This is a genomic window from Mesobacillus sp. ABV4_180 (assembly GCF_056158485.1).
Window position 1 is genome coordinate 4,108,663 of record NZ_JBSWTJ010000001.1, and the last position, 20,533, is coordinate 4,129,195.

Genomic DNA, 20,533 nt, shown 5'->3' on the forward strand with positions numbered 1-20,533 from the left:
TAGTGAAACCTGTTTTAATGAACTCACCATATCACTTTACATATTCTTCCTTTCGTTTTATCATGAAAAAGTTCATTGTCAACAAAGGAAACTTTTACCCTTTTAAACTATCGTTTTTTAAATGATCAATGGAGGATTGAGAAAATGAATTTAAAGTTATTAGCCATTTCCTTCCTAGCAATGGTGGGTATGGCGGGCTGCAGCTCCATGCCACAAGCAGAAAAGAAAGTTGAACCAAAAATTGAACAGGTGGAAGTTTCGGAAGAAGAGTATCCCGATAAAATCCAAGAGCTGAACCACAGCATGGACGAGGGCTTCAAAAATTTAAACACAGTAGCAAATGAGAATCCAGATTCCAAAGACCGAACGGAGAGAATGAATGAACAGGTTGACACAATCCAGAATGCGGTAAATGGTTATAAAGCTATCATAGCTCCTGAGAAATACAAAGACGTTCATGAACAATACCTTGCTGCCATGAAATTTTATGACGAAGGTCTGGGCACGATTCGCAAAGCGATTGAAGAACGCGACTCAGAATTATGGCAAAAAGGAAATGAACCCATAAAAGAAGGCTATACCCTATGGGCAGAGGCACACACCAAACTGAATGATCTGCTTCCAGTTGGCGATGGCACCATCACAAACAAAGACTTGAAAGAGCTGGACGCCTTAGCTGGTATCGATCGTGATTCCGTAAAAAATAATATCTCGCCAGATGGCAAGGAACTAGTCGGTAAATGGGGCGCCCCTGATTCAACACCTTCCATCGTGTTAAATGCCGATGGCAGTTATGAAGGCTATGCGAATGGTACCTATCCAACGAAGGAGAATATGTTCAAAGGAACATGGAAATACGATTCCGAAAAAAGCGGTTTGTTCTTCACGAACGAAGAATCTTTTACCGATGGAAAAGCAGCAGCCCAATTCCGAAAGTCGATGACAATGGAAGTTCAGTCCTTCAAAGATGGAAGCATTCAATTGATGGATATCGAAACGCTTAATACATTTAAATATGTGAAAATGGATTAAAATGCTGATTCAACCGTGAATCACTTCAAATCAGCTATCCTTTTACCCCTGCAGCAGAACAGTGCTGCAGGGTTTTACATTTTGTCCTGTAGTCTAAAGGTATAAAAAATTAGGAGTTTTTTACCATAATTAGAGTTTAAATACAGAAACACATGGGTACTTATCCTTAAATTGTAAAATGTTCCAGTTTTATATTTGTAAACCAAGTTTCGGGTTTGATACCATTTGTAAGTATTTTGAAATTTTCATATGTTTATAGAGAGGATGGAGACCGAATGAAATCGAAAAGGTTTTATATGCTTACGGTTTTAATGATATTGCTTGTGCTTGCTCTTGCGGCCTGCGGAAGCAACGACAAGGCTTCAAGCGAAGAGAAGAAATCCGGACAGGAAGACAAGAAGAATGACGGGAAAAAGGGAGAAGAGAGCGAGCAGTCTGAAGAGGATGATGACCTGGGAATTGCCGTCAGCATCGAGGAAATCATTGAAGAGAAACCTGGCAAATACACAGGGACTAAATACAATGAGGCCATTATACATAAAACGTTAAATGATAAAAACTTCCTCGAAAAAGACAGTTTTCAAATTTACGGTGAATTACTTAGCCTTATGGGAGAGGGCCAAAATTATAAGGAATACCATGAGTACTTCGAAACATTCGTGCCCGATATGGAAACGGAAATCAGCCAGATGCCAGGCGGGATGAATATAAGTGAAGATGGAGAACTTGGTATGGATGCCAATGTCTCGATCCTTTTGGATGCAAGCGGCAGCATGGCTCAAAAAGTGGGTGGCAAGACCAAGATGGAGCTTGCCAAAGAAGCCATCAATGAATTCCTATCCTCCATGCCAGAGGGAGCAAATGTTTCCCTGCGCGTATACGGACATGAAGGAAGCAACGCGGATAGTGACAAGGAAATTTCTTGTGACAGCACGAAGGTTGTCTATGACCTGCAGGCCTATGATCAGGCAGCTTTTTCAAAGGCTCTTGGTTCCTTCAAGCCTACCGGCTGGACTCCGATAGCCAAAGCCATTACAGAAGCAAAAAGCGATTTTGAACAAGCAGGAAACAAAGGGCAGAATATTATTTATATCGTAAGTGATGGCGTGGAAACGTGCGACGGTGACCCTGTAAAAGCGGCAAAGGAACTGCATGATTCTAATATTGCAGCCGTCGTGAATGTGATCGGATTCAACGTAGATTCTGCTGGGCAGAAGCAGCTGGTCTCTGTTGCAGAAGCAGGTGGCGGAGAATACGAAACGGTCAATTCAGCAGCAGACTTCAACAAACTCTGGGAAGAAGAGCGCCGCCGCCTGTGGAATGAATGGTGGGACTGGAGCAATAAGAACTGGAACCTGGTTTGGGATGAACAAAGCAAGAAATTCAACGCACTATGGGATCAGAATTCTGCCTTTCAAAATAAACACTATGATGAAAAATCACGCTTGAAAGAAGCTTCCTATTATCTTCAGAATAAAGAACAAATCAGCTACGAAACTCGCCAGGAAGTCGACAGCCTAATTGACCAGCGACAAGATATCATCAAGGAATATCAGGAAAACAAGTACAAAGAGTTAAAAGAAACCCTGCAAACAAATGGGGATAACCTCAAAACCAAAATTAAGGAAAAAGGCGAGGAAATGAAAAAGAAATATAGCAATAATTAGTTGTCAAGAGGTCAGTCCGTACGGGGCTGACCTGTTTTTTATTGAAAGACATATTTCCTCGCAATCCTATTTGCATGAAGTACAAACGGAGCTCATGTCTCGCGAAACACGAGAACCGTCCCTTCGTTTTAAAAAACCCTCTCCAATAAAATCTGTATAATCAACGCGACTGTCATCACCCGTAAAATCGGTTTGACATAGCTTGGCTTCAGCTTACTGGCTATCCGGACTCCGATTTGCGCTCCTGTTACCGAGCCCAGCATCAGTGCCAGGGTCACCGGCCAGATTACGTTTCCGGTCGAGATATAGGTAATCGCTGCTCCTAAGCAGCTAGAAAACGTCGCAAGCCGGACATACCCAACCGCCCTTATGTAGGCAATGTGCAAATGGCCAAACAAATAGAACATCAACGTGCCCTGTCCCGGCCCAAACAGCCCATCATAAATGCCGATCCCATACAAGCCAGCAACACTTTTTCCAGAGACCTTCAATTGCCCATCCCCTGAAAAATTCCCCTTCCCTAGAAAAGAGGCAAAGAACGCGAACACCAGAAGGCAAAGAGCCACGACATACAAGCCTTCATTTGAAATTTTTGAAGCGATAAACCCTCCGCTGACACCGCCAATCAGGCTGATGGGAATAACCCAGAATGATTCCTTGAAGGTTATTTTCTTTTCTCTATATAAATGATAAAAACTTGAGAAAGAGCTGAACGTATTCGAAACTTTATTCGCCGCAATCGCAGAATGCACCGGGATGCCCAATACAAGCATTGCAGGCAAGCTAATCAAGCCCCCGCCACCTGCCAGTGTTCCAATCGTTGTGGCAGTAATTCCAATAACAAACAAGATGATATAATCCATTTTTATCCACCTCCTGCTATTATTATATTCCTCTTCTTTTAATAAGAAAATTTAATGTTTTGAATGAAAGTCGATAAGAATTAGTTATATACTAACCAAAAAACAAAGGTAAAAACAAAGGGACGGTTCTGCTGTGCACAAATGCAAACACAAACAAAGGGACGGTTCTGCTGTGCACAAATGCAAAGAGACGGTTCTGTTGTGCAAACACAAGAACCGTCCCTCTGTTCCATCCTCGACTTTAGCAGGTTAGTCTTCTAACTCGATAAAATCGTCATGTTTGAATACCATTGAAGCTACTGTTTGTCCATCCGTTCTGGCACCATACAGCGCTACGACCACTCCATCACCATCTTCATCCACATCTCCTTCTAATGTAACTCTCAGCATGTTGTTACCCTGGAATGTTCCTGTGCCAGCATTTACTTTTACAACTGTACAGCTTCCTGCTGGTAAGGTTACCGGCAGTTTCCTAAATGTTCCAGTAGAAATCGTAATCGGAACTGGAACTTCTGGAGAAGTACCCGGATACAAGAAAGGATCTCGGCAAACTCGGATAGATAACTTTACAGTCGACTCCTCGTCTGCCAGATTCTTAAAACCTACCAATAGAAAATCTACTTCTGAGCCATCATTAAATAATGGTACAAAAAATGGTCCTGATGTGATCTTTTTACAAAATCTCTTATTTATTCCCAATCTTTTTCCCTCCTTCCTTTGTTGATACTATAATTTATTCCGTTTCTACTAAATTGCATGGACAAACAGTACCTGTAAAATATCTATTTTTTCTATTAAAAGGCACACAAACAAAGGGACGGTTCTGCTGTTCTAAAAAATAAAGAGACGGTTCTCCTGTGCAAACACAAGAACCGTCCCTCTGTTTCACTCATTCCCCTAGCGCCAGCAAAACTGAATCTGCCACCCATTCATATCCAATTTCCTGATAGATTTTATTGGAGGTAGGATTGCTGAGGTCGGTATACAGGCTCGTTGTTTGATAGCCCTGATCCAGCATCTTTTGCGAGAGTGCTGCGACACAATCAGAAGCGAAGCCTTTCTTTCTATGCTTAATAGGTGTGTAGACAAAATTGACGGTGATGTTTCTTTTCATTGGCCTTGTTGTATTGGCCATGGAAACAATTTCCCCATCTATTTCCCACCCCATCAAGCTTCCTCTACGAATCAGTTCATCCGCTTTGGCATCCGCTTCCTCCATCGTAATCGGCAGGTTCACGTCTTTGCAAAATTGATACACCCATTCTTTTACCAAACCTTGTTCCTGTTCTTTAAAGGCCCGAAGCTTTCCTTCCGATCCGATTTCAATCTTCACTTTTTCCAATTTGTATAATCCCTGATTCATTTCCACGGTTGCTGCCACACCTCTTAGCTTGGAAAGGTAGCCGGAGAGTTCAACAATCAACTTCGTGTCACCGATAAGACCTGGAATACTCGGAAAAGCATCATGCATCTGTTGTGCAATCAGTTGAATCTCTTCAGGCGAAACCGAAGTCGCTTTCGATACAATGATCTTAGTCGGCTGCGTTTGAAGCATGGTCAAGGCGATTTCTTCACCCTTCCACACGACAGCCATTAATAGCGGGGTTTTATCTGCCGATTGAAGCACTCCCAATGGTAAATTATTCACCACCTCATCCTGTTCCAAATAGCCCGTTACATCTTTTTTAAACAGCAAAAGATCTTCATATTTTTGCAGCCTGATCATACCCATTTCTCCTTTTCCCCTCAATTAAAAACCCCTTTTTCTAACATCATATCGATAACACACAACACCTTCTGCCTCCTGAAACCCTTCCTGAAGGTACAGCGCTTTAGCTTGTTCATTATCTGCATTCACACACAGCACGCATCTTTTGTATCCTTTTTCCTTTGAAAAATTGATCGCCGATCTTAAGAGAACCCTTCCTAACCCTTTCCCCTGGTATTCCGGTAAAATGGCCAGCGGTCCTATGTTCATGATTGGCGAACCTTCGTATTCATCGTCCGCACCTCTCACGACTCCAACAGGTTTCTCGTTCTCATAAAGGATCATCATTCCTCCGTCCAGGTAGTCAGACTCTAACGGCATCTTCGCGACCATTTCAGCTGTAATCGCCGTCTCGCTTCCCTTCAGGTTCGAGAATGCCGCATTCCTTACCAAGCACCAGGCATCCTCATCCATGCCAGGCCGGAATCTCCTAATCTCAAAACCTTCTGGAATAGAGGGTTCCTTAACTTCCAGGTCATCCCTGACGAGCAGAAAAGTATACCTCTCCACGTCAAACTGCAGCTTCTCCATGACTTCCTTCAGTTTCTCATTGAGCAATGGGACAAATAAAAAGACATGATCCAATGACTTAGTATGTTTCAGTACCTCTTCGAACAGCCTTTCATAGGAATGCTCGTTGTGAGATTCACAATGGAAAATCCGGAACCTTGCCCTTTTTCCTCTTCGATGATAGTCATCCAGAATAAGAGAGGCAGCTCCTTTAATTCCCCCACTTGAGTCAATCAATATATAAGCAGGATTATCCTCATCAATGTTAAAAGTTTGCAAGTCTTCATCATACAAAAAGGAATCATCCAGTTCCTTCCGATGTTTTTTACAGTATTCGATAAAGCCTCCAAGCTGCTCCGTTGTCAATGCTTCGACCTTCATGATGATCCCTTCCTTTTAAGGACGATTTTTTCTTTTATTTTTACAAATCTATATTCTTTATTCCGAAAAATTATCCTGCTTTTACACATGATTACCTCCAGCAAAAAATAAGTGCTTCCCTTTCTAAAAATCTTTAAAATAAAGATAATAACTTTAATGATGAGATGGTGAAGATAAATGGGAAACTATGTAGAAGCGCTATATGAAGAGGCATTAAAACACCGGAATAACGAGGAAGCAGTAAGGCTATCCAATTACATGCGGGGACAATTTCAATACATTGGGCTGAGATCCCCACAATTGAAAGAAGTATTTAAACAGCATGTGAAAAACCACGGCCTGCCGCCAAAGGAAGAGTTACATGAGGTCATCACTTCCCTCTGGGAGCTGGAAGAACGAGAAATGCAGATTGCCGGGCTCTACCTGCTGGATTTAATGAAGAAACAATTCACAGAGGACGATCTCGATCTGCTGGAACACATCATCACGACCAAGCCTTGGTGGGACACCATCGACCACATCGCGAAAAAACATTTCGGGTTCTACCTCGAAAAATTCCCGCAGCACCGCCAGCAAATTATTGACAGATGGATCGCGTCCGGCCACCTTTGGCTGATCCGCTCCTGCATCCTATTCCAATTAGGCTATAAGCAAAAAACCGACGTGGCCATGCTCGAAGATATCATTTCAAGAACCTGCCACACAAAAGAATTCTTCATCAATAAAGCAATCGGCTGGGCATTAAGAGAATACGCCAAGCAAGACCCAGAGACCGTAATCGAGATAACAAAAAAATATCCCCTTTCAAACTTAAGCAGAAGAGAAGCATTGAAGCATATTGGGGACATGTAAACGAAACACAGGGACGGTTCTACTGTTTTCACAAGAATCTAACACCAGAACCGTCCCTATGTTCTGTATGTTCTGTAATGACTTCTTTTACCGGACTGGGTATAATAAGATCAAAGAAAAGGAGGTGAAATGAGATGGGGGAATTATTCAATAAGATTTTGGATCGCTTAGATTCCATGGACAAGCATTTAAGCAATCTGGAGAACGGTCAGCATTCTTTGCAATCCGAACAGAGTGAGATGAGGAAAGAAGTTGCTTTCTATTATGGCAGCCTCATGAAGAAACTTGATGAAACGAAATCAGAACTTTCAAGTGAGATCAAGCATGTTTCCAATGTTCAAAAACAACATCAGGATGTTTTAGAGATTCTGAATGAAAAACAACAATAACAATTTATTGAAGAACTCTCCTAAGTATCCTCACAAATCTGTACTTCTTAGATCCCCAATCGAAACACAGGGACGGTTCTGCTGTTTCATAAAAAAGTATTTTACATCAATAAGAACGATTAAATTATTCCTAATTCCCAATCGTTCTTTATTACTGACCTCTTTTTCTTACATCCATGATTTTTGGGCACGAATGAAACCTATTGTTCACCTCTTTCACTCATCCCCACTCCAATCCGGCCTATTGGCAACCTCAACAAAATCGCCCTTTCCATAAAAACCCCAATTGAATGATTTACATCACTACTTATTTATTTAAACCGTGTTACTTTTATCTCGAGAAGCATTATCAATCCAATTACAACTTTTATATACTCTGGAAGGAGCATGGTTATGAGCGAAATGATTAATAATCGTGAACTGAAAGCAATAGATTCTACAAAACGTAAGATGATTTTAAAACAGCTGTTCAAAGATTTGCATGATGGGAAAAATCCAAAGGAAGTCAAAGCTCATTTTGACGCCCTTATTGGAAAAATAACGATTGAGGAGATATCTCAGCTTCAGCACGAGGAGGGCGACCTTTCTGTGGATGAAATGAAGCGATTGTATGCAGCGCACTCCTCCATTTTTAAAGGAGCAATCGAAGTAGACTATTCCATTAAAAGACCTGAAGACCAGCCTGGACACCCGATCCATACATTCGAATTGGAAAACCGTGAAATCGAAAAGCTTCTACAAAACAGGCTTCAGGTTCACCTTGAGCAGTTTTTAAAAGACGACAGTGCTGAAAATATCAATGTTTTGCTGGAGGATTGCAACCTGCTCTATGACCTGGATAAGCACTACAGCCGTAAGGAGAACTTGATCTTCCCTTACCTGGAAAAGTACGGGATTTATGGCCCAACGACAAATATGTGGCGGATTGATGATTTCATCCGGGACGGGATCAAGTTGGCAAAGCAGAAGCTGGCCACCTATGACGGGGACAAAAATGGCGTCGCCGAAGAGGTCCAGTTTGTCCTCAGAGAAGTAAGTGAAATGATTTACAGAGAAGAAAACATCCTCTTCCCGATGGCCATGCAAAACTTTACGGAAGATGAATGGGTAAAAATCGCCCATGAAAGTGACGAGATCGGCTACTGTCTGACCGAACCTGCACAGGAATGGAAGCCTGCCCGTAAAGCGATTGACGCTGACGCCATTTCTGAGGGCTATATCAAAATGGAGACAGGAATCCTTTCATTGAAGCAGCTCGAGTTGCTCATGAATCACCTGCCTGTAGACATCACCTTCATTGACCAGGATGATGTCGTCCGCTATTTTTCTCATGGAAAAGAGAGAATCTTCGCAAGGACAAAAGCGGTCATCGGCCGCACCGTCCAAAACTGCCACCCGCCACGCAGCGTCCATGTGGTTGAAGAGTTGCTCTCCGACTTCAAATCAGGCAAAAAGGATACCGAAGATTTCTGGATCAAATTCGGCGATAAATACGTGTACATTCGCTATTTTGCAATTCGCGATGAAGACGGGGAATACATGGGTACACTCGAATTCACTCAGAACATCAACCCAATCCAGGCAATCGAAGGGGAAAAACGGATTTTGTCCTGAAACACAGGGACGGTTCTGCTGTTTCATAGACACAGGGACGGTTCTTACTAGAAAAATAAGAACCGTCCCTTTTTTGCGATAAAAAAGGAAATGGGAGTCTCTGTCTAGAAATCAACATGATAGCTGGTGATATTTTTTTACATAGTCGGAGGTTATTATATGCAAAACAAATCAAAGCCTGTCAGGCTGCTTACTGGCGACAGGGTTTTTTTAAGGCCGCTAAGCCAGGAGGATGCAGAAACCTATTTTCAGCAATTGTTCGACCCAGAGGTAAGAAGGCTGACTGGAACGACCCGCGCGTTTACAAAAGAAGGCATCCAGCGCTACATCGACGCAAAATCCCAGGATTCCTCCACGGTCCTGTTGCTCATTTGCCTGAAGGACACGGATGAGGTCATCGGTGACATTGCCTTACAAGATCTTGATCCCATCAACAGGAATTGCAACATCCGAATCGCGATTGAAAGCGAATATCAAGGAAAAGGATACGGAAGCGAAGCCATGCCGCTCATGCTTGATTACGGGTTTGGCATTTTGAACATGCACCGGATCGAACTAGAAGTCTTTTCTTACAATACCCGTGCTCTTAAAATGTACGAAAAACTAGGATTCAAGCAGGAAGGAATCCAGCGTGATTATCTCTACTATAATCATAAATACCATGACTGCATTAAGATGAGTATTTTGGAAGATGAATTTAGAGAGATTTATATCAGGTAGAAACACAGGGACGGTTCTGCTGTTTCACAAGTATACAGATTTGAACTATTTTAGAAACACAAGAACCGTCCCCCTGTTCAAAAAGCCAGACCCCCGGCGCGATGCATTGCAACGCCGTTGGTCTGGCTCCTCTTTTCTTTATTCCAATCCCCGAATCACCAATTCCTTCACCGGCAGGAAGGTTTCGCCAGTGTCCATGTACTTGAGATCGACTTGATCGCCTTCTTTTAGATATATCGCCAATGGGTTGGTTTCGGATGAGATGATGTAGTTCTTCTTGTTGTCCAACAGGATGGAGACAATCGTGAAATCGCCTGTTTTTTCTTTGTAGACGCGCACGACTGTTCCGCTCGCCTGCTTTTCTTCAGCCTTCGAACTGCCATCCACCGTTCCACCGCCATGCTGCAGCGCTGTTTTATATTTTCTCAGAGCTTCATTCGGAGTGTTTCCATATACCGAAATCTCCGGGTTGGCTGCCGATACGATGAAGTAATTTTGCAGGAAGCCGTTCGAATCCAAAACAGGCGTCAACCAGCTGGCTTCTCCATAAAAGTTGTAGAGAATCGGCATTTCGCCATGCCACTTTTTCTCGATGAATTTCTTTTCGATAATCTGCAGCGCGCCTTCGGAATCCATATAGGACTCCTCAAGATTCCCCGTATAGAAAGTCGCTTTACCCGTCCGTGAATTCGTCAGGGAATAACCGAGCATGGAGTCGACTCCTTCTTTGGGGCTGGTAAAATCGGTGAAATAATACATATCGCCATTTTCATCAAAAATCGGGCTAACCTGGGCTTCGGTTCCTTCATCGGAAGGCAGCTTCACATCCGTTTTGCCAAACACGCTGTTCCAATAGCCATGAATATAATTCCCGTAATAGCTGTTTTGCAGACTGACTGCTTCCGGAGAAACGGCGCCGTCGATGAATTCAGGTGCATCTTTCAAAGCATACGCCTTCGTATTCCCCGATTCCGGATCAACGACCACAACCCCTGTCACTTTAAAACCGTTGCGGGCTGAGATGAACTCACCGAAAGTCCTGATATAATAAGGCTTTCCTTCGTTATCGATCTCAAGCTGCATCCCTCCGTAAAAAATTGCCTCAGGATACTGCATGCGGATATGCCGTTCGATATTTTTATTGAAGTAGGAAGAAGGTGTATAAACCATCTTCGACTTCTTGAATTTCGGGTTGGCTGATGAATCGGTCGCACTGATGGTAAAATAACCCGGTGTCGACTCGCCGTTCCACCATTTGAAAAAGCCCGAGAACTCGACAGGAGCGATATACACATACTCCCCATTCACCTTCTGGATCTGCAAACTCCCAAGCTCATAATAACTCGTATTCGGAACCTGTCCGAATGCTTTTTTCATTTTATTACGCGCAAAATGTGGAGGGACACTCGCCGGTGTTTCCTTCTCATCAAACGTCGAGATCTCCATCTTTTCCGCCATCTTCGAAGTTTCATATTTCTCCTCGGCGTTAAAAAGAAAAGCAATCATGAAATACACACCAACAAGCAAGCTCAGCAAAAACAAGCTCCCTTTAACCATCTGCTCCTTTCCAGCCGAAAAAACCGTTCCGCCAAACGCAACCAGAATCGCAAACGGCCATAAAGAAGAAAGATTCCTGTCCAAATTAAACAAATAATAAAACACAAAAATCACAATCGTAATAAGCAGAACAGCCGCAATCAGCAATGGTGACTTCACTTTCCTGCCCTCATGCTCTCTGCTTGAAAAAGGAACAAGAACCAGAGCAGCAGCCAACCCAACCAATAACGCAAAAAGAACCATATTTCCCATCATAAAATCCCCTTATCAGTTTGTACTTATCATATACGAATCAGGACATATAAAGTTTCAAAACAGAGGGACGGTTCTGCTGTTTTGGTGGTCGAAACAGAGGGACGGTTCTTCTGTTTTCAAATAGATACTGAAACACCAGAACCGTCCCCATGTCCATCAGCCTCTGGTCCTATCAAAAGTTCAACCCCAGGAGCGTCGAATCCAATCTCCTTCTTCATTAAAATGTAATTACAAGCAAAAATGATCATGAAGGAGAAACCAACTTGTTCACATGTAAAAGAAACCTCAATGAAGCATCGGAATTAATCCTCCATATAACCATTAGTGCACTATCCATCTATCTTTTCTTTGCTTTAATGCCTACTGTACATTCCATATATAAATGGCTTTTCTTGAGCATAGTGCTTTTAGTTTTGTTAATGGATGGATATTTTTTGATAAAAGCTAATCGAAACTTACTGAAGATCAATAGGCTGATCCTTTTATATTTGGGAGGGATCTTGCTTCTAACACTGGCAATCTTTTATATAACAACAATAGTTGTCCTTACTGATACGTATGGATTTGAAGGCTTGTTAAAAGAAAATCTTAAGACAGCCAAATATATTTTCTTTTTCATCAGCTTTGCCCAGCCCATTCTGCTTCCAATCCCAGAGGCAGTGACCATTCCAGGTGCCAGCGCGGTATTCGGTCCCGCTGCAGCATCTGCAATTGCTCTTCCTGGAACACTCCTTGGCATCGCATCCATGTATTTTGCCGCCAGATACGGTGGAAGGAAATACATTTCCAAGCTCATTAAGGAAGAACAGTTACAAAAATACCAAAAACATGTCTCTAAAAATGAAACATTGATTATGTTCATATTATTCATTATTCCAATCCTCCCAGATGAAATCATCTGTGCAGGAGCAGGCATCGGGCAAGTATCTCCCAAAAAGTTCTTGCTGATAGCCACCGTCTCAAAGTTGATCACTGCATCAATACTCGCTTACTCCGTACAACTGGCAGAAAGATTCTCCATAACAGGTTCACAAATGATCATCGGCTTCTCAGCTGCAGTATTAATTCTCTTTGGTGTAACATTCATAACAAAACGACTTCATAAAAAAGAGCGGGGGCAATCATGACTGGAACAGAGGGACGGTTCTGCTGTCCCACAAATTTATGTATTTTCACTTTTCACGGGACACAGGAACCGTCCACATCTCTCAAAGTAATAATTATTTTGATTTAAAGTAGATGATTTCAGGGTCGCCTTCATCCAGGTTTTCGACTATACCACTCTCAACAAATCCATTCGCTTCAAATACTTTCTGCATACTCTGGTTAGAACGATTGGTAGACGAGAATATTTTATCAGTAGGAGAAGTACGAACCAGATGATTCATCATTTGGCTTGCGTACCCCTTTCGTCTTTTTGCTGGAGACACAATAATCAATGCAATAAAAGTACATTCAAAAAAGTTTGCATCATAAATCGAAAATCCGGCAACATCATTATTTTCTTTTACAAGAATACAACGTCGTTGCTTAATAGCATCCTCAATAAAATCTTGTCTGCTCGTATTACCTATAACCTCTCGATCTACTTGCACAATCGCATTTAAATCCGTTAGTTGTGCCTCAGCTATATTCACAATGATTCCCCTCTTAAAATATCCTTCTTCAAATAGAAATGCTTAAATTCTCTTCCCACATTGTCCAATGTACCGTAAACTTCATAACCATTATTTTGATAAAATTCTAACGCCTGAAAGCTCAAAGTATCCACCTTGATAAAATCACATTCGCTCTCTATGGCAGCTCGTTCAATTTCTAATAATAATTTCGTTCCATAACCTGATCCTCGTAATTCTTCATCAACCATAAGTGTATGTATTTCCAACCAATTCCAACACACTTCTCCTAAAATACCTCCACGAACTTGATCGTTCTCATCTAAAAGAAATAGATTCACTTCTTTGTATCTTCCTCTTAAATCCTCAGGAAAATGTCTTAAATTATATTCGTAAAGTTTATTATTAACATGGCTTTTATAACTTTCGTTTAATTCTTTGGCTATCCGGAATTTCATTTTGCTCGTCTCCCCCAAAACTTTGTCCCACTTACTTGAAAATAGATTGTTATTCTCCAAATCTAGAAGGTAATGAAACAAAGTATTTACTGTATTAAAATCTTAACATAAATTGCCTATCCGTTTTGTTCGTTTTCTAAAACTTCAAATAACCAACTTAACCGGATCCGAAATAAGTATCGGGAGTTCACAATGATTATAATGGGCCATTAAAAAAAGAGATAAGCTTGATCACTTATCTCGAAGGTTCCGACGTGGAACAGAGTGATCATTCTGCTGTCCCGCAGATTTACATGTTCTCATTTTCCATGGGAAACAGGATCCGTCCCGTTGTCCTTTTTATGCGCGTATCATGCTCATCCCTAATACTGTAGCTGGAAAAAGTGCTAGTACAGACCCCATAAAGAACTGATAAGAAGACTTTACAGTATCAGGATGGATGAAGATTGCCTCTCTAATGATAATTAAAGCTGCAAATATTAGAGCAATATTTCCCACAGCCAAAATAGACCCTGTCACATATGCTTTGCGTCTTTTAACTCTTCTTAGTCTTGGAGAAGAGATGAAAAAAGACAACACAAGCAGAATGACAGCACCTGCAAGATAGAGCAGGAAGGTTAACTGAGAATAGTTTACTTCCTCACTAATTTGTCCTTCCCTGACTCCGATCATATACATCCCATTTGATGTGAGGAGGAGTTGGATGCTTATTACTAGAAGGTAAAAAAATAAAAAGCGACCTGACTCTACCCAGGTTTTGTACCTTTTGGAAAGTGATAATCCATAGCCAAAGAGTGCAATCGAACAGATTAGTAGTATGATAAAACTTATATTAAACCAACTTGGCAGGATTGAGAATGACTGTAAATTTATTAGTGAAATAAACAGACTGATCACGAAGAACGCTATCGTCACAAATCTAATATTTTTTTGCATCACTTCATGGTTTGGATATATAGACCGAGTTTTAACCGTTTTCATCGTGTTCCCCTCTCTATCTATCAGACCTGGAACCGCCCCTTGTTAGAACTAATCTGGCGTAAAACCAATCTTCATCTTATGTTTCTCCCCTTCACACTTGGTCCTGGTTTCTTTTTACTTGGGATGTTCGTATCGATAAAAGAAGAGAACTTCCACTTGCCGTACGCAAGGAAGTAAAATTCCGGATAGGCGTAACTTAGGCCGAGAACCATCGGCATGACAATCGCCAAAAACCAGCCGTTTCCGATACCCCCGAAGAAAAACAATGTAAGCACTGCGAGAAGGATGACATACACCAGCACCGGGAGCCAAGCCCATAACTTCAAGTGGCCGGAATAAAGGATGCCCTTTCCATCAGTAGTCCCTTCTCCTTTTTGTATATTTATTTTCGCTCTTTGGATGGACCAGAGAAGATAGGAAATTGTGAAACCAACGAAAACGAATCCGAGTGCAATCAGATAAGGGTGCTCTCCTTTTACGCTGAGAAAATATAGACCATACACTTCCAAAGTTAATTTCACATACCAAATGTTGACCACCATCACTAGCCACTTCTGATAGCGGTATGCCCTTTCTTCTGAAAGAAAGAAAACAGAGGTGATTCCTTGCAGCACCCATAAGATAAATAACATCGTTAAAAAAGCAGTAATCCACGGCACTTGAAAACTGTTCGTCCGATCTGCAAAAAAGGGAATCAGCGTAAAACATGAACTCAGAATAAAAGATGCAAACAGGAAGGCCCGCAAGCCGTCCGGATTCAAACGGTTTAATCCGACATCTTTTACTTTTTGCAATTGTTGTTCAGTAATCGTACTCACATTCTTCTTCCCCTAACAAAGTCTAATTTTTTCAAATAATCATCATGAGTTTTTTCTGCCATAATACCTTATCAAGCTTACGAAAACCGTCTGCCACTTGATCCACCACATTGATCGGAGCATCATTTGTAACATCTACCGCAATCTTCTTGTTCGGGTGATCTCCAAAAACCTTGAGATTGGTTCCAGCATAGAAAGCGACCATTATCCGCACTATTCAGGATAGAGAATGCCTTTTCTATATCCTTCTTCACTTTCGAGAAGGATCATTATCCGCCTTTTGGTCAGTAATACTTAGTAGTCTTCAAGCTCTCATTCCTTTATTTCCCCGGTCATCTGCCCGGTTACCATCAAAAGGATGAAACAAAAAAAGATAAAAGCACTTAATCCATATAATAACTTGCTATCTTTCTTGAATAACCGGGTTAATTCTAGAATAAAAATAACCAACCTGAAAGCCGAGAACATGGCAAACATGAATAAAAACGGACCTGCAAATACATAAGATAAACCATCGACCCACCCATTGAATGTAAATTGATTATTGAGGATGAATCCAATGATTTCCCCAAACACAAACAGCAGCAGCATCTGTAAATACAGCGCCCACATGTATAATCCCCATCCATACGCTTTCATATAGGAAGGCGTAGACATCATATAGAAATTAGGAAAGATATACTTTATCCCCATAAAGCACGTTAAGATGGGATGTTTCCAGGCAAAAGAAAAGTTTACCTTCTTTTCGTTAAAATAATACTCATCACCAAAAGCCATTTTTATATATTCACTTCCGTGTTTCTTAACGGTTGGCTTCTGCCTTCTCTTTATTTTCCCCACAAGAACCCCTCTTTTAATAAAATTATCCATTTCCATATTATAGGAATATCTGGATGATTGACAAGAATTCACTCTTTTAAAAGAGAGAATAAAACCGGTCTAGCTATCTCGTTAATATAGGCGGCAGAAAAAAGGACAGTCCTATCATAAAAGATAAGAACCGTCCTGTTTTTGCATAAAGAATCAGTCTTCATGACTTTTTAATAGATCTTGTTTATATCTGATCCTCTTATTCGGAATCATTTTCAATTCAGCCAACACCGGGCCTATGTCCCTCTTGTCTGCAAAAAGTATGGATATTATATATTTTTGAACCTACTCAAACGGATATTTCAATCCCCACTGCCCACGAATTTCATCCATCAGTTTCATGATTTCTAATGATTCATCCAATGGAATGACAGAGCTTTCTAAACGCCCTAGACTCAGGCATTTTCCTACCTCTTCTATTTCAAATGCATAACCCGCTGATTGTCTGTCATCATTAAATGTCTCTGCTTCCTCACCATCCTTATATAAGGTTGCTGATTTTGCACTGTGGAAGGATGGAATCCGAATAGATCCTTCTGTCCCATGTATGTAAGCTTCGTTCGTTAAACCAACTCGAAGTGCGCCGTTAAGGGTGGCTGTCTTCCCAGAAGGAAAGGACATGATGATGGAAAACTGTTCATCAACACCTGTTTCTCCAATATGAGCAGTACTCAGAATCTTCTCTGGTTTTGTTCCAAAAATCATTGATGCTAATGATACGGGGTAAATCCCTAGATCAAGCAATGCTCCTCCTCCAAGGGCCGGATTAAGCAATCTCCACTCGGGATCCCACGGTGCACGGTAACCAAATTCCGCTTTTACTAAAAGGACTTCACCGATTTTCCCACTGTCAATCCATTCTCTAACCTTAACAATCGGAGGCAGGAAACGTGTCCACATCGCCTCCATCAAGAAAAGCTTTTGATCTCTGGCAAACTGAATGATTTCTTCTAATTCTCCGCTATTTATAGTGAATGGCTTCTCACAAAGGACAGCCTTCCCAGCACGAAGACACGCCAATACATTTTCCTTGTGAGAAGGGTGTGGCGTCGCAACATAAATCGCATCGACATCCGAATCTTGCACTAGTTCTTCATAGCTTCCATAAGCACGGGAAACGCCATGCTCCTCAGCAAACTTTGCAGCACTCTCTTTTGTACGTGAACCAACAGCAGCCTTCTCCGTATTTTTAGCAAAGTTTAAATCCCTCGCGAAAGCACTAGCTATTAAACCTGTTCCTAATATTCCCCATTTGATTACTTTATCGCCCATCGTCTAATCCTCTCCTTAAGCATTTAGTAGTCCGATTTAGAACAAACCTTGTTATTCCTATTATACTATTATTTTTTTTGCTAGAAGGTCGGTCTTTCAAGAAGGATAGGAACGTACCACGAGATCCAAAAGGAAGTGTAAATCGTGACACGATGGCCGTTTTCTAACCTCATTTTAATTTGTTCCTTTGGGATGACCTGAATAGGGGCGTAATCTTCATTACACCAAAAACGACTTCACGGTCAGGTCCACCATCTCTTGTCGAGGCTGACTATGGCGCTGGCGCTTTTCTTACGAAGTTAACCGTACTTAAAATCGGTAAAGGAATATAAAATAGCAAAAACTCGCCACAGTAATGAACTGAAATTGTTAGTTTTGGTCTGACAATTCCAGTTCAACATGGCGAGTTTTCTTTGTTCGGAACCTTATCACCCATCCGATCATTTAAGTAAAAAGGCAAGAGAATCTAATTCCCCTGCCAATGAGTTCATTTAAGCTCTTTTTCTTAGAGAAATAACCAATGCTAACAATCCTGCAATTAAAGCACCGATAGAAAGGTAAAGCGGTACGTTGCTGGCTGCTGTTTTTGCTTCCGTGTCATTTGTGAGGTCTCCAACAGCACTGTGATCTTTGGAAGAATCAGCTGAAGTACCTCCATGTCCGTGATCAGATCCATCAGCTGGATTTACTAGTGTAACAGAAGCTGGCTTATCTGCATCAGGTGCACCAACCCATTCAACTACACTTCCATCGCTGTAGGTTTGATAGGCTTTCCAAACAATCTCTTCAGCATCATCGGCAACTTTACCTTGCACATTGAATTGAACGAATTCAGTTGCTGTTAAACCTTTTCCTTCGGTTGTCCACGTAGCACTCGTGATTTTTCCCGTGTCATCCTTTTGAACTTCGTATGTCCAGCCTGGCTTTGCTTCAAAGCGGGTGATATTCACTTCTTCAGGGAATTTCACTTCCACTTTCATTGTTTGAACATCTTCACTTTCAGAAGGAACCCGGACAGTGAACACTTCATATTTTCCTTGTGAAGTTTCCTGTGGCTGCACGGTTACATGCGCACTTGCCGCACCTACAAAAAGAGTGATCGCACCAATCATCGCGATCGTTAATGTTAAAAGTTTTTTCATGTTGAAATCTCCTATATTTTTGGCTCAGTTAAACTGGTCTGTTGACTTCCGCTCCATGCGATTCGCTTTCCGCTTCAATCAATATGTGCTTAAAATCAACTTGTCCTTTAACAAATCCAATATTTTTTAATAAACAATAAAATCCTTATGGAAAACCTTCTCATTGTCCTCTGAATCTACGATTCGAAGCTCTGCGGTCCAGTTCCCTTCAATTGGAAGATACCAACCATTGATCTTAAATTGAACGTTCTTGGACTGTTCGATTTCGGAAAAAGGAACTTGGATCGGCTCGATTTCAAGGTTGTCTTGATAGATTAAAAACAGCTCAATCCGTTTAATCTCTAAGTCTTCCTTATGCGAATTTGCTGTAACCTTGAAATGATTATACCCAGGTGTCTTTGGTGAGATCGTTGCTGTGAATTCAAGGTACTGATCTTGCTTTTTCCATTCCAAAGGTTCGTTTTCCGGGAGTGGATTTAAGTAAGTGATGACACCAACAATCCCTAAAATGATGATCATCATGCTGAAATCGATTTTTACCAAGCTGCTGATTAAATCTTCATTTTTCTTTTTCATCGTATTCCGTAAAATTGCACCAATTGTGATTACAAGCAGGACCAAGGCAATTTTAACCAGAAGCATTTTTCCCCATAGTGTTTGGAGCAGATAATCGAGTTGCGGCACAAAGATTAACGTGTAAGCTGATCCCGTTCCAATCAGTATCAGCATGCTGATTAGTGCCACTTGCGAAAAGAAGGGAAGGAATTGTATAATATGTTCCCTCTGCTTTTTCCAGTAGGTCAGAATATACAACAGGCCACCTGCCCAAATGGCGGCTGCAAGTAAATGGACGACATCCAGGTCAAGTGACATCGAGCGGATTTCCGATTCAAAGGCTGCAGCATGTCCATTAAAACTCTTTGCTATAATCACCATTACTACCCAACTTAAATCGATCCATTTGAATCGATTTAAGAGTGGAAAACCTACTAGAGATAAAAGCACAGAAAATACCAAAGATAGACCTACTGTTGTGCCGGTTAAAATCGACAGGATCTCAGTCAATGTCCAGCGTTCCAGTATATCTGATAATTGTACGGTTACCAATCCCAAAGTGGTCAGGAACAGCGCAATTTGTAATAGAAAAGCCCTCTGTCTAAAAGTTGGCTTCATTTCTGGTTTTAAAGTATAGATGGATCCCCAGACAATCCAGCCAGTCGTCAGGATCAATGCCATATAAAAAAGAACCCTCACCACCGACCTGAAAACAGTAAAACCAGCTGAACTTTTTTGTTTTTCTAAAACTTCCTGGTTAATATCCCTTTTGAGAACCGTTTCTTCCCCTATGGAGATGACATAGGAACTCCTAATCGGATGGCCATCCGCTGAAATGACATTATAGGAAATGACATAATTTCCGTCAGGCAAGTCAGGCAAAAATTGCTTTATCGATTTTTGATCCTTACTCATCTCCGGCTTGGCATTGACGACCCTTTCCCCAATTTCATTAAAAACCTTAATCGAATAAAGTTCGTCTTCAAGTCTTTCATCAAATAACAGAACAATTTCATCCGGAGAATCCTTTAATTCACTATCAGGAGCAGGCTCAGCCATCTTAAGCGTCGCATGCGCAAAGACTTCCTGCGGAATCATAAAACTAAATAAAAGGGCAAATAGAATAAAAAAATGACTAATGGCAGTCCCCTTGCTAAGTATAAATATCACCTACCTTCCCAAAACTCACATACCCACTAGTGTATCATTGGAT

Annotated in this window: 21 protein-coding genes; 7 read left to right on the forward strand and 14 right to left on the reverse strand. The window is 41.4% G+C overall.

Annotated features, from left to right (window positions below):
* The first annotated feature begins 144 nt into the window (after positions 1-144).
* Positions 145-1,032: a DUF3994 domain-containing protein gene (locus tag ACXAEA_RS20915; RefSeq protein WP_475097772.1), complete on the forward strand. Its 888-nt coding sequence runs from the start codon at positions 145-147 to the stop codon at positions 1,030-1,032.
* A 275-nt stretch (positions 1,033-1,307) separates the two neighbouring features.
* The gene (locus ACXAEA_RS20920; RefSeq protein ID WP_475097773.1) at positions 1,308-2,699 is read left to right on the forward strand and encodes a VWA domain-containing protein; all 1,392 of its coding nucleotides are present in this window, start codon (positions 1,308-1,310) and stop codon (positions 2,697-2,699) included.
* Positions 2,700-2,827: 128 nt separating this feature from the next.
* On the opposite strand, the gene ACXAEA_RS20925 is transcribed toward ACXAEA_RS20920, so the two are convergent.
* The 4 genes from ACXAEA_RS20925 to ACXAEA_RS20940 all read right to left on the reverse strand — a co-directional run bounded on the left by ACXAEA_RS20925 (position 2,828) and on the right by ACXAEA_RS20940 (position 6,221).
* Positions 2,828-3,562, reverse strand: coding sequence for a sulfite exporter TauE/SafE family protein (locus ACXAEA_RS20925; protein ID WP_475097774.1), 735 nt, complete (start codon positions 3,560-3,562; stop codon positions 2,828-2,830).
* A gap of 249 nt (positions 3,563-3,811) precedes the next feature.
* Positions 3,812-4,261: a hypothetical protein gene (locus ACXAEA_RS20930; RefSeq protein WP_475097775.1), complete on the reverse strand. Its 450-nt coding sequence runs from the start codon at positions 4,259-4,261 to the stop codon at positions 3,812-3,814.
* Positions 4,262-4,451: 190 nt separating this feature from the next.
* Complete coding sequence (locus tag ACXAEA_RS20935) at positions 4,452-5,288, reverse strand: GNAT family N-acetyltransferase (RefSeq protein WP_475097776.1); 837 nt, start codon at positions 5,286-5,288, stop codon at positions 4,452-4,454.
* 24 nt (positions 5,289-5,312) lie between these two features.
* Positions 5,313-6,221, reverse strand: coding sequence for a GNAT family N-acetyltransferase (locus tag ACXAEA_RS20940; protein WP_475097777.1), 909 nt, complete (start codon positions 6,219-6,221; stop codon positions 5,313-5,315).
* 177 nt (positions 6,222-6,398) lie between these two features.
* Here ACXAEA_RS20940 and ACXAEA_RS20945 point away from each other — a divergent pair, with 177 nt between their 5' ends.
* The 4 genes from ACXAEA_RS20945 to ACXAEA_RS20960 all read left to right on the forward strand — a co-directional run bounded on the left by ACXAEA_RS20945 (position 6,399) and on the right by ACXAEA_RS20960 (position 9,796).
* Positions 6,399-7,073 carry a DNA alkylation repair protein gene (locus tag ACXAEA_RS20945; protein WP_475097778.1) on the forward strand — a complete coding sequence of 225 codons (675 nt, stop codon included), beginning with the start codon at positions 6,399-6,401 and terminating at the stop codon, positions 7,071-7,073.
* Between the two features lie 134 nt (positions 7,074-7,207).
* Complete coding sequence (locus ACXAEA_RS20950) at positions 7,208-7,462, forward strand: hypothetical protein (protein WP_475097779.1); 255 nt, start codon at positions 7,208-7,210, stop codon at positions 7,460-7,462.
* Between the two features lie 393 nt (positions 7,463-7,855).
* On the forward strand, positions 7,856-9,076 hold the full coding sequence (locus tag ACXAEA_RS20955) for a DUF438 domain-containing protein (RefSeq protein ID WP_475097780.1): 1,221 nt from the start codon (positions 7,856-7,858) through the stop codon (positions 9,074-9,076).
* Between the two features lie 159 nt (positions 9,077-9,235).
* Entirely contained in the window at positions 9,236-9,796 is a 561-nt protein-coding gene (locus ACXAEA_RS20960) for a GNAT family N-acetyltransferase (RefSeq protein ID WP_475097781.1), read from the forward strand.
* A gap of 138 nt (positions 9,797-9,934) precedes the next feature.
* Here ACXAEA_RS20960 and ACXAEA_RS20965 read toward each other — a convergent pair whose 3' ends face one another.
* The gene (locus ACXAEA_RS20965; RefSeq protein WP_475097782.1) at positions 9,935-11,605 is read right to left on the reverse strand and encodes a hypothetical protein; all 1,671 of its coding nucleotides are present in this window, start codon (positions 11,603-11,605) and stop codon (positions 9,935-9,937) included.
* Positions 11,606-12,108: 503 nt separating this feature from the next.
* Between ACXAEA_RS20965 and ACXAEA_RS20970 the strand changes: the two genes are divergently transcribed.
* The gene (locus ACXAEA_RS20970) at positions 12,109-12,735 is read left to right on the forward strand and encodes a TVP38/TMEM64 family protein (protein WP_475097783.1); all 627 of its coding nucleotides are present in this window, start codon (positions 12,109-12,111) and stop codon (positions 12,733-12,735) included.
* A 93-nt stretch (positions 12,736-12,828) separates the two neighbouring features.
* Here the strand turns inward: ACXAEA_RS20970 and ACXAEA_RS20975 are convergent, their stop codons facing one another.
* The 9 genes from ACXAEA_RS20975 to ACXAEA_RS21015 all read right to left on the reverse strand — a co-directional run bounded on the left by ACXAEA_RS20975 (position 12,829) and on the right by ACXAEA_RS21015 (position 20,490).
* Positions 12,829-13,248, reverse strand: coding sequence for an N-acetyltransferase family protein (locus ACXAEA_RS20975; protein WP_475098185.1), 420 nt, complete (start codon positions 13,246-13,248; stop codon positions 12,829-12,831).
* On the reverse strand, positions 13,242-13,682 hold the full coding sequence (locus ACXAEA_RS20980; protein ID WP_475097784.1) for a GNAT family N-acetyltransferase: 441 nt from the start codon (positions 13,680-13,682) through the stop codon (positions 13,242-13,244). The genes ACXAEA_RS20975 and ACXAEA_RS20980 overlap by 7 nt, the downstream gene beginning before the upstream one ends.
* 339 nt (positions 13,683-14,021) lie before the next feature.
* Positions 14,022-14,663, reverse strand: a complete 642-nt coding sequence (locus tag ACXAEA_RS20985) for a hypothetical protein (protein ID WP_475097785.1) — start codon at positions 14,661-14,663, stop codon at positions 14,022-14,024.
* A 71-nt stretch (positions 14,664-14,734) separates the two neighbouring features.
* Entirely contained in the window at positions 14,735-15,481 is a 747-nt protein-coding gene (locus tag ACXAEA_RS20990; RefSeq protein WP_475097786.1) for a hypothetical protein, read from the reverse strand.
* Positions 15,482-15,512: 31 nt separating this feature from the next.
* Positions 15,513-15,686, reverse strand: coding sequence for a hypothetical protein (locus ACXAEA_RS20995; RefSeq protein WP_475097787.1), 174 nt, complete (start codon positions 15,684-15,686; stop codon positions 15,513-15,515).
* A 107-nt stretch (positions 15,687-15,793) separates the two neighbouring features.
* Positions 15,794-16,321, reverse strand: a complete 528-nt coding sequence (locus ACXAEA_RS21000; protein ID WP_475097788.1) for a hypothetical protein — start codon at positions 16,319-16,321, stop codon at positions 15,794-15,796.
* A 315-nt stretch (positions 16,322-16,636) separates the two neighbouring features.
* Complete coding sequence (locus ACXAEA_RS21005; protein WP_475097789.1) at positions 16,637-17,623, reverse strand: Gfo/Idh/MocA family protein; 987 nt, start codon at positions 17,621-17,623, stop codon at positions 16,637-16,639.
* Positions 17,624-18,114: 491 nt separating this feature from the next.
* Positions 18,115-18,765, reverse strand: coding sequence for a YcnI family copper-binding membrane protein (locus ACXAEA_RS21010; protein ID WP_475097790.1), 651 nt, complete (start codon positions 18,763-18,765; stop codon positions 18,115-18,117).
* 126 nt (positions 18,766-18,891) lie between these two features.
* Positions 18,892-20,490: a copper resistance CopC/CopD family protein gene (locus tag ACXAEA_RS21015; protein ID WP_475097791.1), complete on the reverse strand. Its 1,599-nt coding sequence runs from the start codon at positions 20,488-20,490 to the stop codon at positions 18,892-18,894.
* Positions 20,491-20,533 lie beyond the last annotated feature (43 nt).